Source organism: Haladaptatus caseinilyticus (assembly GCF_026248685.1).
GTDB lineage: Archaea > Halobacteriota > Halobacteria > Halobacteriales > Haladaptataceae > Haladaptatus > Haladaptatus caseinilyticus.
Genome location: NZ_CP111042.1, coordinates 37,099 through 51,053 on the forward strand (window position 1 = coordinate 37,099; position 13,955 = coordinate 51,053).

Below are 13,955 nucleotides of genomic sequence, written 5' to 3' on the forward strand. Positions count from 1 at the left end.
TTCCCTCAGAAGAACCGGCTGGGTTTGAGCCGCGAGAGTCGCATCGCATTCGCCGTCACCCCGATACTCATCCCCATATCGCCGACAACAACAGCCACGATGACGTTCACGAGGCCAAACGGCACGCCGATCGCCAGCAATGTCTTGATGCCGAGACTTGCCCAGATGTTCTGGCGAATCACTGACGTCGCCGTTTGGGACAACCCGGCGAGATACGGCAACTTCGTGAGATCATCACTCAACAAGGCAATGTCCGCTGTCTCAAGAGCGGTGTCCGTCCCCGCCGCACCCATCGCAATCCCGACAGTCGCCGTCGCGAGTGCTGGTGCATCGTTGATGCCATCTCCGACCATGGCGACGCCACTGGACTGTTTGAGAAGCTCCTCGACGACCTGCACTTTCTCGTCCGGCAGGAGTTCGGCTCGGTAGTCATCAACACCAATCTGCTCGGCAATCGCTCGAGCTGTTCCCTCGTTATCGCCGGTCAGCATGACGACACGCTCGATGCCGTGGTTGTGGAGCTGTTCGACCGTCTCGCGTGCACTAGGTCGAACCTCATCAGCCACGGCGATGAGACCATGCAACCGATCGTTCGTTCCGACAAATACGACCGTCTTCCCATCGTTTTGGAGGCCTGGTACTGTTTCGGCCATTAAATCGAGATACTGACCGTGGTCACACTCCGCCGTCGTCATCGCGACTCCGCCATCCGCTGCGACATGGACATGACCCAGATCGAACCCGAGATCCTCGAATAGCTCCGGTTTGCCGATGTAGTACTGCTCATCGTCGATGGTACCGGTCACGCCCTTGCCGGTGAGACTCTCGAAATTAGTGATCGAGTGTTCGGTGATACCCTCAGAAGCACCCGCGTCACTAATCGCAGTCGCAATGGGGTGTTCACTTCGCGCTTCCAGACTCTGAGCGTTCCGCAACACCTCATTGCGAGACGTTCCTTCGAGTGGGACAACGTCCGTTACGGTCAATTCGCCTTTCGTGAGTGTTCCCGTCTTGTCGAACGCAACCACGTCAACATCGCCCATCGCTTCCAAGTCTGGCCCACTCTTGATCAGGACGCCGTTTTTCGCGGCACTCGTAATCCCCGAGACGACGCTCACGGGCGTGCTGATAACCATCGCACACGGACATGCGAGGACGAGCAGCGTGAGGCCGTGAACAAAGCCAGTTCGCCACGTGGCATCGAACACGAGTGGTTGGACGAATACGAGTGCCACCGCGAGACTCACGACGACTGGTGTGTAGTAGCTGGCAAAGCGGTCGACGAACTGCTCATGGTCCGTTTTCTCGCGCTGAGCATCCTCAACCATCTCGATGATTCGTGCGATGGTGTTCTCGGCGGCTGTCGACGTGACGCGAACCTCTAGATAGCCCTCCTCGTTGATTGTCCCGGCGTACACTTCCTCACCTTCGGTTTTATCGGCGGGCACGCTTTCGCCCGTGATCGGAGCCTGGTTAACCGCGCTTTCACCCTCAACGACCTCGCCATCCATCGGAATCTTATCCCCCGGACGGACAATAACCAGGTCGCCGACTTGGACGTCATCGATGTGGAGCGTTTGTTCCTCGCCATTGCGACGAACGGTTGCGGTCTCTGGTGCAAGCTCCATGAGTTCGTCAAGCGAACTTCGCGCTCGCCCCATCGAGTATCGTTCCATCAATTGGGCGAAGCTGAATAACACCGCGAGTGTCCCGCCTTCGAAGTAGAGTGCTTCACCAAAGATAAGACTCGCAGCGACCGCGCCAAGAATGCCAAGACTCATCAGCAAATCAATATCGAGACTCAGATTTCGGGCGGAGTAGTACCCGTTTCGGATGATCCGCTCGCCGCCTGCAATGATACCAAGGATGTAGAACACTTCCGTGAGTGTGACCGCTTGGCCAAACCCAGTCGCAAGCACGACGTTCAGCGAGGGTAGGAGATATTCGACGGCGAGTCCGAGTGCGAGAAACGCTGCACCTATGTAAATTTTGAGGGCACGTGTGCTGCGCCAAACGGCACTGGGATTTTCGCGTGGGCGTGTCTCTTGACTCGTCGATCCCTCGGTTCGACTGCCTTCGACCACGTAGCCTGCTCCTTCGATCGCATCGGTGAGGTCGCTCTGGGTGGCAGTGTCTGGATCGTACGTTACGGTGACCGTTCCAGTCGTCGGTTGAGTGTCGTACGAGAAAATCCCATTCTGTGCGTTGAGTGCATTCTCGATCTTGCCAGCACAGGACGGACAGTCCATGTCGGGCACATCGAAGGTGGCTGTGCGTTCTGCGTGTTCTGTTTTGATCGCGTAGCCCGCTGCTTCGATTCGCTCACTGATTTGCTCGGTATCAGTCTGTGAAGAATCGTACTCGACATGGACTGTCCCCGTCGTCACTTCTGGGTCGATTGCTTCTATACCGACCAGTTGCTCGACGCTGGTGGTAATCTTACTCGCACAAGAGGGGCAATCCATGTCCGGGACACTGAACGACGTCGATTCGGGTTTCGGAATGGACTGGACAGAATATCCCACGGCCTCAATTCGCTCGATGATGGCGGCCTGGTCGACCTGATCCGGGTGATAACTAACCGTCACCGTTCCAGTTATCACCTGTGGATCGATCGTCTCGACGCCTGCGAGTGACTCGACGCTCTTGGTGATTTTTGCTGAACATGACGGACAGTCCATCTCGGGGACTGTGACGACTGCCGTCTCCAGTTCGGCAGTATCTGGTGGTGTCCGTCGATCTGACTCTCTACCCATTACCTCCCAGTAGCTCTCGTTGTGGCTTACGGGTTCGTTTGGTACACACCAAACGAATGAGCGAGAATCGGTGTTACTGATCGGATTGGGGAAGTTTGGTAAACGGCATATTCTTTACGTAGGACCCTGCGAGGTGTGCTTCTGCTCGCCGAAGACGATATGAGAGGGTCGAACCTGGAATTCCGAGCAGTTCAGCCAGTTCGTACGTTTCAATTGCTCGTGGGGTTTCGTAGTAGCCATGCTCGACAGCGGCTCGTAATGCGCTTTCCTGTTCTGACGAGAGGAACTGTTCATTCTCGTCATCTACCATGTCGAGACCCGACGCATCTGTATCCTTTACACGGATGATATCAACACCAGCAGTCTCGGCGATTTCGGCTTCGAGGGTCTCGTAGAAAGGCGTGAGCTTCGCATCATCGGGGAGAATTAAGCGCCATTGGTAGCGGCGACCGCGCCAGGTCGTCTCAAAAATGAGGCCGTCACCGAAGTGTTCGAGTGCGAGATGCGGAATTGAGGTACAGGCGACGGTGCGATTCCAGTACGAGTACAGGATGAGTGTCTCAGTACTCCGATCGAGGACACGAGTGTCCCATTCGCCCCGGCAGTCACGCCGAACGAGACAGTCAGCGAAATAGTCCGCCGTGGCGACCGCATCGGCGACGGCATCAAGCGCTTCTTCAGCACCGCTAATATGATCGACACGCCACAGTGTGTCGGTGGTGACGTGGCATGAGAGAGAACGGAGTTGTGTCTCCGGAAACTCCGCAAGGATATCGGCGACCGGGTTGCTTCCCGGCTCGTATTCGAGAGCGAAGACGAATTCACGCATAGGAAGGTGTAGGAGATAGACGCTGATGAGTGTGTACATCGCTTTTGCTCGTACCAATTCGAATACCAACTCACAAACCATGGGTGGCCAAAATGAACGTATCGATGGTCGATAGCGCCCTGCCTCGATTTGCTGCGCTCGTCGATGATTATCTACTGATCTGGGTACTTCTCTCGGTTAGCATTGGGTTGATTGTCCCCTCAATCGCTGTTCTCACACCGCTATCGACACTGATTCTCGCGGTTATGATTGGATCAGTCTCGCTAACGCTTGCACCCGAGCGATTCCAGAAGCTTCGCGGACGAGTACTCGTTACGATTCTCATCGTTCAGACCGGGATGCCACTGCTTGCGTTTGGTATCGCTCACGCTCTTGGATTGTCGCCCGCACTCACGGCCGGGTTTGTTGTATTGGGTGCGGTAACTCCTGAACTCGTCACGCCAACGATGACCGAACTTAGTGGCGGTGATACGGTCCTTGCGACAGTCGTCCTCATCGTGGTTGGTTTCGGGACGCTGGTGCTCGTCCCTGGAGTTGTCACCTTATTACTGGGCGCATCGATTGCCGTTGATCCTGTGCTCATCGTTCAGCAGCTCTTTCTTGCCGTTGTTCTCCCAATGAGTCTCGCCGTCGCAGTTCGTTCTCGGTGGCCCGACCACATTGGTGTGTATGACGAGATCTATCCGTCGGTAGCGGGCTTGATGGTGATTCTTATCATCGGGATTGTGACCGCGGCCAACGCATCGCTCGTTCGCGATAGCGGCGACGTGCTCGTTTCCGTAGTAGTCGGTGCGCTTGTCCTCAACAGTGGTGGCTACATCGCTGGGTGGTTCATCAGTCGGAATTTCACTCGGGGTGAGCGTATTGCGTCGACGCTGTCTGTCGGGATGCGTGATTTTGCCGTTGCTGCTGCTTTGCTCGTTGGTGCTAGTTTCCCGACGTCGGCGACACTTCCAGCGGTCGTCTTCGGCATTGTCGAGATGACGACGAGTGCAGGCCTCGCGAAGTGGTTTCGTCGGCAGGCCTGAGTGCTATTACGCTTCCTCGTGTTCTTCGACCCATTCGAGAAGGGGTTCGAGTCGGTGACAGAGTTGCTCGCCTGTTTCCGTTAGTTCATACTCTACGCGTGGAGGGATTTCTGCATACTGCTCTCGGGAGAGGTATCCCGCCTCGACTAGCTCTTCAAGTCGTGATGACAGCGTTGAGCTACTCACATCTCCAAATGTGTCTTCGATTTCGTTGTATCTGACTGGCCCGATCGCGCCAACGACACAAATCAACTGCATCGCGTAGCGACGACTAAGCAATTCCATTACACCGCCCACGGGACAGTAACAAGTGGGTGTGTCACCTGTCGAATCAGCTGTTTGAGAGAGTATCTCTGGGTTGTTCGCCATAGCTGTAGTTCACCGCAGTTCGTTCTATACTTCGGACTTGGCAGTATAATAGGTTTGACTCTCAAAGTGAAGACGACGTATGACAGATCCAACCGACGATATGAGCGCCGAACAGACTGCAGAGACACTACTCGACGAATCGATTGACGGAGAGCTTCCGGAGATCACGTGTACGCTCACGCCAGACCAAACCGACCAGCGGATGGAATGGGTCGAAGGGAGTCTTCTCCCGCACCTCGAAAGCATTCAGGAAACCGAAGACGGGTTCACATTCGTGTTTGATCGTCGCCCGGAGGCATACGCCGCAGTGGCAAGTGCGTCGTGGAAGGAGTCACAGTGCTGTGCATGGGCGACGTTCGACGTCGAACTCCCAATGAGTGATGACAGTATCAAGTGGCACGTTCGCTCCGACCGAACGGATGGTCTCGAGTTCTTTCGCGAAGCGCTCCAAGAGACGCTTCAGCAGTTCGAAAATGCACCGTCATTGGGGCAACCTTAATGTCCCCAAGAGAATTAACTCACAGCGAGATATCTGTCACCGACGGTACTTCGATAACGTTGTCTATGGCTCGTCGATGATTTCTTCCGGTGAGCGTGCACCTGCTTCAATGAGCTCCTTGTCGAACGAGACTAATGTCGTGTCTTGGCTCCCGGCACAGGCTAAAATAAGACAGTCCATCGGATAGAGCAGTGTTTCCTGATGCCGTTTGTTTGCAGCAAGAATGTCGGATGCATCTGGAACGACAATTTCAACCTGGGATGTAACCCGTCGTTCTAACTCGGCAACACGCTCCTGTTTGAGTTGCTTCTTTTTCCCGGAGGACACTCCGCAACTCCATCACATTTAGTAGCGAAGTGTAGAAGTCTGCCTCGTGGTTCAAGAAGTCAGCTGCAACATCTCCTCGGTTCGGTTCATCTGTGAGTGCTGTAATGAAAATATTCGTATCGACAAAGTGCCTCATTCGCGTTCCCGTAGCTCTCGAACCGCAGCAACAGAATCCACGTCCAACTCGCTTGCTTCGCCAGCAAGCGCGTCACCTAATCGCTCTTTTTCATCGGCGGTTTTCGTCAGATCCGTGAAGTCGCTCGCTAAGATACTCATTACATAGCCATTTGTGTGCCAGGCTAAGAAACCTTCCCCCGTATTTGCGAACCCGACGTGGCTCTCGAGCAGTCACGGGGTCTCGGTGTCCTGCTCCGACCACAGACGCGGTGGCCGGTACCACCTCTCCCCCTCCCGCTGGCTTGTAGCCGATAGCCGCCGATACAACTGCCGTACTCACAAGTAACCGTACGGTGTCAGTCCCGAACTGTGTCAATTCGGGACGTCCACGACCGCGTTTGTTTGTGCATTCGTGTTAGATTCGTGTCCCTCTCGGGTGTGTTTTCGTCCCGACCACGCTACTCTTCGGCAACCCCGTCTGTGGTCGGACTGTCGTCCGTGTCGTTGTTCGTGACTTTACCGGGAAGTTCCACATCGGCTTTCAGGACAAGCCGGGTCTCTTGATAACTCAGTCCGTCTTTGGACCGTTGGCGCTTGGTTTTTCCCGAGGCGGCCATTCTAGAGCTCATGCATCGCGTCCATTGTCCGGCGAGCGAGTACCTGTGAGTATTTCTTGCTCACGCCGGACTCCTTGAGCCGAATCCACTCGGCGAGGTCTGAAGCATCGAGATGGGTTCGGATCTCGCCACTGCCCTTCGACCATAACGAATACCGACTGGCCTCATCACGTTCGCGCGATGTCTTGCTTGCGAGTTCGTCGGGCTTGCGATTCGTGACGAATGCGAACATTTCGTTGTCGTAGCAGGCAAGACGGGATTCATCTCCTCGGCAATCGCTAGTTGGTATTGAATACTAACGACGACGAGCTTTATGTGGGAATGCGGCTGGAATGTGAACACAATGGCGTTCACTAGTTGTGTTAATTAATGAATATCGGCACCGTACGCCACATTTTGCGAATTATCTTGAGGATTGACACCGAGGCACTCGCCTTGATTATCTGTGGAACACCTGTTCGCAAGCAATCGGTTATCTCGAACAATATATCGTGTATCTCGTATTATAACACGACATGTATTCCTTTTCTCCGGAACCCGTCTTCTGAAATACGACCAAGATGGTAATTAGGTCGAAATGAGCGACGCGACAGGTTTGTGGAATTCGGGACGGAAGTCTGAGATATAAACCAAACGCGTGAGTAGAACGCCTCGAGACCCCACTGTGATCTCTGTTCAGCGCATCGTGCCGATCAACTGGGAGGTCTCACACCGAACCCAACGGCAGGCAGGATGGTCACGAAGTGAGAAACCAGATGGCGTATGAGGAAATTTGATTTGAATTGTTGTCTAATTGATTACTATAGCAAGCGATCAGCAATGATGTTTTTCTGTATTTCACTGGTTCCTTCGTAGATTTTCGTGATGCGAGCATCACGATAGTATCGTTCGACTGGGTGATCGGAGACGAATCCGGCACCTCCGTGTACCTGAATGGCTTCGTCGGCCACGTCGACAGCGTGTTCGGAAGCGAAGAGCTTTGCCATACTTGCGAAACGAGCAGCGATATTGTCGTCACCGCTCTCGACCTGAGAGGCGGCGCGATACGTTAGCGACCGTGCGGCCTCAACGTTAGTAGCCATCTCAGCAAGCTTGTGCTGAATGGCTTGAAACTCACCAATGGGTTGATCAAACTGCTCACGTTCACCGGCGTAGTCCAATGCTGCATCGAGGGCCGCCTGCGCGGCTCCGACCGCCTGAGACGCGACACGAGTGCGGCCATGAGCGAAAAAGTCCATTAGCTGGTAGAATCCGTTATCAACTTCTCCGATGACGTTCTCCTCGGAGACCCGAACATCGTCAAGGATGACCTCTGCGAGATCGGAGGCTCGAATACCGAGTTTGTTATCTATCTTCTCGGTAGAAAATCCGTCAAGATCTGTCGGCACCAAGAAGGCGGTAATACCGCGATGCCCCTCATCTGGAGAGGTTTTAGCCATCACAAGACCGACATCTGCCACGGTTCCATTTGTAATCCACATCTTGTTACCATTGAGGATGTAACCGCCGCCGTCGCGCTCAGCGATCGTCTCGATGCCAGCCACATTCGATCCGTGTGCTGGTTCGGAGATTGCAGAGTAGGAGACTGCTTCACCGGCTGCTATTTTCGGCAACCATTCCTGTTTCATCCACTCGTCGCCGTATTTGATGATCATGTTCGTCCCGAACCCGGCGCTTCCGACAGCGCTTCCAATACCGGGATCGGCTCGCCAAAGCTGTTCAGTCACAAGCACTGCCGATAGGAGACCCATTCCAGCACCACCATACTCGGTCGGAATGTGCGGGGCGACGAAGTCGTACTTCGCTGCCTCTTTGCGGATTGCCTTGGGGTAGCTTCCCTTCTCGTCATGTTCTTTTGCAACCGGTGCGATTTCGTTCTCACCAAACTCACGAACAGCCTGCTGGATAGCACGGTGTTCGTCAGATAGCTGAAAAGCCATATTAATAAGCTTGAATCCTGTGGCAAAGTAAATTCGGATATGTTGAGACAAATATTATTTTGATGAATGCTTGGTAACCGCTAGTAGCGAGATTCGTTCAAATGATGGACGTCGATCACTTGTTCTGTCGGAGTGCATATTTTTGGACCTTGCCGGTTGTCGTTCGTGTCAGTTCCTCACAGAATTCGATGATACGGGGGTGTTTGTACTCGGCTAAGTTGGCGAGAACGTACTCGCGAATCTCGTTTTCGGTCACATCAATGCCAGGTTCGGAGCCGGGTGCCGGGACGATGAGTGCCTTGACTGTCTCGCCACGACGATCGTCCTCGATACCGATCACTGCCGCCTCACCGACCGCCTCGTGTTCGTAGAGAACTTCCTCAACCTCGCGAGGGTACACATTGTAGCCACCAGTAATGATCACGTGCTTCTCACGGTCGACAATGTAGAAGTAGTCGTCTTCGTCCCAGTAACCGAGATCTCCCGTATGGAACCATCGTGTCCCGTCCGCCACAGTAAAAGCACGATCGTTGGCCTCCGGCAAACCATAATAGCCTGCCATCACGTTTGGTCCGGAGACAACTAGTTCACCCACCACATCTTCGAGTGCGACAGTATTCTCGTCGACCGGCCCTTCCGCGACACGTGGGAGCTCCTTGAACTGTTGGTCAACGATCTTGGCGTTGACCGCCTCGATCGGTTGGCCGATGCTGCCCTTCCGGCGGGCACCTGGTCGGTTCGCATGAGTGACTGGACTGGTCTCGGTCAGGCCGTAGCCTTCGAACAATTCGGTATCGAACAGTTTCTCGAACTGCTCAAGAACTTCGAGTGGGAGACTGGAGCCGCCAGAATTAACAAATCGCAGTGATGAGAGATCAACTTCATCAGCATTGGGCTGGTTAATCATGTCATTAAACATTGCCGGAACACCGTACATGACGGTAATTCCATCTGTATCAATACAGTCGAAAACCTTCTGAGGATTCCACTCTGCGACCGGATAGTACGTCGCACCCGTGAACATGGCAGCGTTCATGACAGCAGACATCCCATAAATGTGAAACAGTGGGAGCGTCCCGATAAGCCGGTCATCTGGGCCAATGGGTGGGTCAAGTAACTCCATATTAGATCGTGTATTGGATGCAAGATTGTGGTGGGTAAGGAGAACTCCCTTCGGGGATCCTGTGGTTCCCGACGTGTAGGGCTGGACAGCAATGTCATCGTCGTTTCGTTCGACGATTTCTTTCGTTTCGTCGGCCAAGAACGACTCGAAATCCGTCCCATTGCTGACAATCTCGCCGGCGGTGACGATCCTTTCAACGGCAGTATCTGGTTGAATTTCAGTAACCGCTTCGACGTTCTCGGAAAGCGTCACGACGGCTTTTGCGCCGCTGTCGGCGAGGAGATGACTAATCTCCTGAACCTTGTACTGGGGGTTCATGGGAACCACGATACATCCGTTGCGAAGTGCGCCATAGAACGCCGTCACGAATTGCGGGAGATTAGGAAGATAGACGGCGATCCGGTCATCTTCATCGATCCCGTGGTTGGAAAGAGCAGCCGCAAACTGCCCTGTTCGATTCCATAAGGTCTCATAGGTCACCTCATCACCGTCGAACGAGATGGCCACCGAGTCAGGCATAGACTCAACTGTGTTGGCAAGCGTTGTAACAAGGTTCGACATGATATTATCGAATGATCTCAACCTCAGAAGAAAAGCTTTCCCCGATTATTCGAACATAATGGCACAGGTGACCTCGTAGTGGAGGATGGTGGTCATGCGGTTGTCACGGTTGACGGGAACACGAATCGGTTCAGACCCAGTAACAGAGGATGACTTCTGAACAGGTCATTGTCCGGCTATACGTGGCAGTCACTATCAAGCGATATTTGTCGATAATAAATGACGAACGCGAACTCAACGAAGCGAGTTCTCAGCGGTCTCCAGCTTCTGCTCTGGGTGTGATAACACTCGGGAGTCGGTCTATGTGAGCGAGGCTCAGCCCCAAAAGAGCGAGCAGTGCCGTCGCGAGCTGAACCGTCGTCGCGACGCCACCACCGACAAACTGAGAGAGTGCTGATCCATACATCGACCCCAATGCCAACGCAAGGTATACGAGCCGATGTGGAAGCTGGAGCACGTGCTGACCATCGAACCCAATGGTGACGGCCGTTAGCGCGACAGTGCCGATGAAGACGCAGAAAACGGCGATTGGCGTCCCAGTAACAGTCCAATTGACGAGGCTGTCGTTCGCAACAAGTGCGAATGGGATAAGGAATCCGGCGGCACCGATTCGAAGCGCCTGCTTGGCTGAGACAAGAAATCCGCTATCGGCAATACGCGAGGCAACGGCCACCCCGACGGCAACCGGCGGCGTTATCGCCGAGAGCATCGCGAAGTAGAACACGAATAGGTGCGCAGTGATCTCCGTGACGCCGAGTTCCTGGAGCGGCGCAGTCAGGAGAGCCGCTACCAAGACATAGGCGGCTGGAGTTGGCATTCCCAGCCCGAACAGGATACTCGTGACCATCGCGAGGAATAACGCGATGACGAGAATTCCACTAGCCAGTGCGACCATACGGAGGCTGATTTTTCCAGAAAGACCGGTTTGGGTGAGCATTTTAATGATAACGCCCATTGCTGCAAGCACACCGACAAGCGGGGCCATGTCGAGCGCACCCTGTTTGAACCCACAGAGAGTCTTTATCGTCGTAGCACACAACTGTCGTGGGACGGTCGATACGGTCGAGCCAAAGTCACTTACCGCTCCGTCGTAGCCAGCGACGACCCATGCGTCGTCGGACGTGCCGGTTGTCAACAGGAGAGTGAGGTCACGGACGTACATGACAACGATGAGTGTCAACACGGTATACAAACCGGTTGCGAGTGCCGACAGCTGCATCACGGCCAACGCGTAGACAAGTACTGCCATCGGGATGAGGAAATATCGACCGTGACAAAACCTCGCGACGGCGGTCTGCAGTTCCGACCAGCCACCCTCGTCCGAACCGGAGGCCACGCCGTGGACGTATCGACTGAAGAGAAGCATGACTAAAGTCACGATACCCGCGACGAGTAGCGAGAGCGTCAAAACCTGACGTGCTATGTAGAACGCTCCAACAGAGAGGGCGAAGTAGACGGCAACCAAAAGCGCACCCTTGCTGAAGGTGACCTCGAGCAACCCGCCGGTGCTCTCATCTTTTTCACTGGTCCACCCATAGCGGAGTACCGCGAATTGAACCGCAATTGCCACGCTGAAATAGAACAGGAGTGCGGGGAAGAGCCCGGCCTGAATGATGCGGACGTAGGGAACACCAATAAAATCAGCCATCAGGAAGGCAGCGACGCCCATGACCGGTGGCATGATCTGCCCGCCGCTCGAAGCCACTGCCTCGATAGCGGCGGTAAAGTCCTCTCGTACACCCTGGCGTTGCATCATCGGGATGGTAAAGCTCCCAGTTGTTGCGGCGTTGGCCGCTGCGCTACCGGTGATTGACCCCATCGCCATCGACGAGACGACGGCGACATGGACGATGCCGCTTCGGAGCCGTTTCCCGAGTCGCTGACTCAAGTCGAGGATAACGTCTAGGATACCGTAGGCCCTCGCTAGACCAGCGAACATGATGAAGATGGCTACGTACTTCGCGCCGGCTTGGGTAATGAACCCGTACACTCCGGAGCGTTCGACCTGAGTTGCACCGTACAGAGTCACGTCTTGCAGCCCTAAACCGGTGTGATTGAGGAATCCTGGGAAATACGTCCCGTACAGCGCGTATAAGATAGAGATGACTCCCACGAGTGCGATAGACCACCCGTAGGCACGACGTGTGGCGTCAAGAATCATCACAACGACGATAAGCCCGAGGGTAAGATCGGTGTTCGAATATCCAAGAAGTATTGCGTCGCCCGTCAGTCGTCCGTACTCCGTTACAAAGTAATAGCCCGTAATTCCCGCGAGAGTCGCCATTACGAGACACACGACAGTATCAAGCTGGGCGTAGCGTTGTTGAATGGACTCGTTCACTCGACTCAATATCGATCCGTCTACCACTGATGGGCCCTCCGTCATTCGCTCAAAGGCGAGGTGCAGATAGTACAGGGCGAGTCCAAAGTGCAGGAAGATCATGCCGTGGATGATTTGTGGGAAGGGTCGGGCCCAGGCGTAGTAGATGGTATAGGATGTCAACCCAATCGCAAAAAGAACCACAGTTGACAATAGAACCTTCTCTGGCATCGAACGTGTGGCGAGAGTTTCGTGCAGACTGCGAGAAGAGGTCATCGAGTCGTCGGTAGCTTCGTTCATTACTGGAGAGTGGTGTTGTGCTATTGTGGCGTCTCGTTACGGTTTTTCTCCGCGCTGGAAGTCTTCTGACCAAATGCCTTTCTCCTCGTAGAAATCGGCAGCTGCGGGGTGGAACGGGAAGTCAGTGTACGCATTCTTTACCCAGGCGTCACGTGCTGCCAATGGTTCGAGGAGCTTCGTCTGCTTCTGGAGTTTCTTGCGCTGGGCCCACAGCGCCTTGAGGAATGAATAGAGCGTGTCGTAGTCGTGATCGTCGCGAACGATGAAATTGTATGCTAGCGTTGGGGTGCTAAGCTTCTTGGGTTTATATGCATAGTTGTCAAACTGACTCATATCGATGTCAGAGACGACGATAGCCGGGTCGTCTTCAAGTTTCTTGACGATATTATCTGGCCAATCAAGCACGCGGAGGTCGACCGTGCTTTTCATTTGCTGGAGCCATCCTGGCTCGATGGAGAGATTAACATAGGTCGCGGCACCGACATCCAGTCGCCCCTCGCTCATCGCACCCGCCTGGTCACTGTAGCTGACGCTGGTTCTTTTGTAATCACCCGACACGGAGTTCAGTGCATGTTCGAGCATCTCCGCAGTCCCGGATCCCTTTGGGGTTGGTGAAACGTCGGATTCGCCCTTGATGTCCTTCACGCTCTTCCAGCCGTCGTTCGCCGTCGCGAGGAACCATGCCAGGTCATATAAGTGAAATACTTGGTACGGCTGGTGTTCGAGGTTCTTAAACGGCTTCTCGTTCTGACGTATCTTGTTTGCCGTCCAATTCTGGATGTACGCGATCTCCGTCTTCCCATTAATGACCTCTGAGACGTTTCGATTTGTTCCCTGACTCGGCCTGGCGTCAACCGAGACCTTCGAGTTCTGGCTGACGGTCGAGGCGATAACCTGACTCATTGAGTAGGCTGACGTCGTCTCAGAAGCAGTTTTCATTACCATCTTGCCGTTCGTTCCGGGTTGCTTCGAACTACCTCCAGTTTTATTTTCGTCTCCAAAACAGCCAGCAAGTCCTGTTAGTCCTGCCGCCCCGGTAACTCCAGTCGAGCGTTTGAGAAACGTTCGTCTCGGCACATTCGGGGATTTGCCATGACCATGCATACCAAACTATTAATTGCCCTCATGTTAAATATGCTTCTATGAAATATATGTATTAAATTTTTATG

12 protein-coding genes and 1 pseudogene are annotated in these 13,955 nt (G+C 54.1%); 2 read left to right on the forward strand and 11 right to left on the reverse strand.

What is annotated here, in order from left to right:
* Window positions 1–5: 5 nt before the first annotated feature.
* Entirely contained in the window at window positions 6–2,756 is a 2,751-nt protein-coding gene (locus tag OOF89_RS22670; protein WP_266083231.1) for a heavy metal translocating P-type ATPase, read from the reverse strand.
* Between the two features lie 73 nt (window positions 2,757–2,829).
* Window positions 2,830–3,585, reverse strand: coding sequence for a helix-turn-helix domain-containing protein (locus OOF89_RS22675; protein WP_266083374.1), 756 nt, complete (start codon window positions 3,583–3,585; stop codon window positions 2,830–2,832).
* A gap of 92 nt (window positions 3,586–3,677) precedes the next feature.
* On the opposite strand from OOF89_RS22675, the gene OOF89_RS22680 reads away from it, so the two are divergent.
* Window positions 3,678–4,613 carry a bile acid:sodium symporter family protein gene (locus tag OOF89_RS22680; RefSeq protein ID WP_266083232.1) on the forward strand — a complete coding sequence of 312 codons (936 nt, stop codon included), beginning with the start codon at window positions 3,678–3,680 and terminating at the stop codon, window positions 4,611–4,613.
* Between the two features lie 6 nt (window positions 4,614–4,619).
* Here the strand turns inward: OOF89_RS22680 and OOF89_RS22685 are convergent, their stop codons facing one another.
* Window positions 4,620–4,898, reverse strand: a complete 279-nt coding sequence (locus OOF89_RS22685; protein ID WP_266083233.1) for a winged helix-turn-helix transcriptional regulator — start codon at window positions 4,896–4,898, stop codon at window positions 4,620–4,622.
* A gap of 163 nt (window positions 4,899–5,061) precedes the next feature.
* Here OOF89_RS22685 and OOF89_RS22690 point away from each other — a divergent pair, with 163 nt between their 5' ends.
* Window positions 5,062–5,481: a hypothetical protein gene (locus tag OOF89_RS22690; RefSeq protein WP_266083234.1), complete on the forward strand. Its 420-nt coding sequence runs from the start codon at window positions 5,062–5,064 to the stop codon at window positions 5,479–5,481.
* Window positions 5,482–5,544: 63 nt separating this feature from the next.
* Here the strand turns inward: OOF89_RS22690 and OOF89_RS22695 are convergent.
* The 8 genes and pseudogenes from OOF89_RS22695 to OOF89_RS22735 all read right to left on the reverse strand — a co-directional run bounded on the left by OOF89_RS22695 (window position 5,545) and on the right by OOF89_RS22735 (window position 13,890).
* Window positions 5,545–5,944, reverse strand: a pseudogene (locus OOF89_RS22695) (type II toxin-antitoxin system VapC family toxin).
* On the reverse strand, window positions 5,941–6,084 hold the full coding sequence (locus tag OOF89_RS22705) for a hypothetical protein (RefSeq protein WP_227377146.1): 144 nt from the start codon (window positions 6,082–6,084) through the stop codon (window positions 5,941–5,943). The pseudogene OOF89_RS22695 and the gene OOF89_RS22705 overlap by 4 nt, the downstream one beginning before the upstream one ends.
* Before the next feature lie 299 nt (window positions 6,085–6,383).
* On the reverse strand, window positions 6,384–6,554 hold the full coding sequence (locus OOF89_RS22710) for a hypothetical protein (RefSeq protein WP_266083237.1): 171 nt from the start codon (window positions 6,552–6,554) through the stop codon (window positions 6,384–6,386).
* The gene (locus OOF89_RS22715; protein ID WP_266083238.1) at window positions 6,544–6,774 is read right to left on the reverse strand and encodes a hypothetical protein; all 231 of its coding nucleotides are present in this window, start codon (window positions 6,772–6,774) and stop codon (window positions 6,544–6,546) included. The genes OOF89_RS22710 and OOF89_RS22715 overlap by 11 nt, the downstream gene beginning before the upstream one ends.
* A 568-nt stretch (window positions 6,775–7,342) precedes the next feature.
* Window positions 7,343–8,482 (reverse strand): acyl-CoA dehydrogenase family protein, encoded by a 1,140-nt coding sequence (locus OOF89_RS22720; RefSeq protein WP_266083239.1) that lies wholly within the window; start codon window positions 8,480–8,482, stop codon window positions 7,343–7,345.
* 115 nt (window positions 8,483–8,597) lie between these two features.
* On the reverse strand, window positions 8,598–10,166 hold the full coding sequence (locus OOF89_RS22725) for a long-chain-fatty-acid--CoA ligase (protein WP_266083240.1): 1,569 nt from the start codon (window positions 10,164–10,166) through the stop codon (window positions 8,598–8,600).
* A 250-nt stretch (window positions 10,167–10,416) separates the two neighbouring features.
* Window positions 10,417–12,786, reverse strand: a complete 2,370-nt coding sequence (locus tag OOF89_RS22730; protein ID WP_328517214.1) for a TRAP transporter permease — start codon at window positions 12,784–12,786, stop codon at window positions 10,417–10,419.
* A gap of 36 nt (window positions 12,787–12,822) precedes the next feature.
* Window positions 12,823–13,890, reverse strand: a complete 1,068-nt coding sequence (locus OOF89_RS22735; RefSeq protein ID WP_266083241.1) for a TAXI family TRAP transporter solute-binding subunit — start codon at window positions 13,888–13,890, stop codon at window positions 12,823–12,825.
* Window positions 13,891–13,955: the final 65 nt, after the last annotated feature.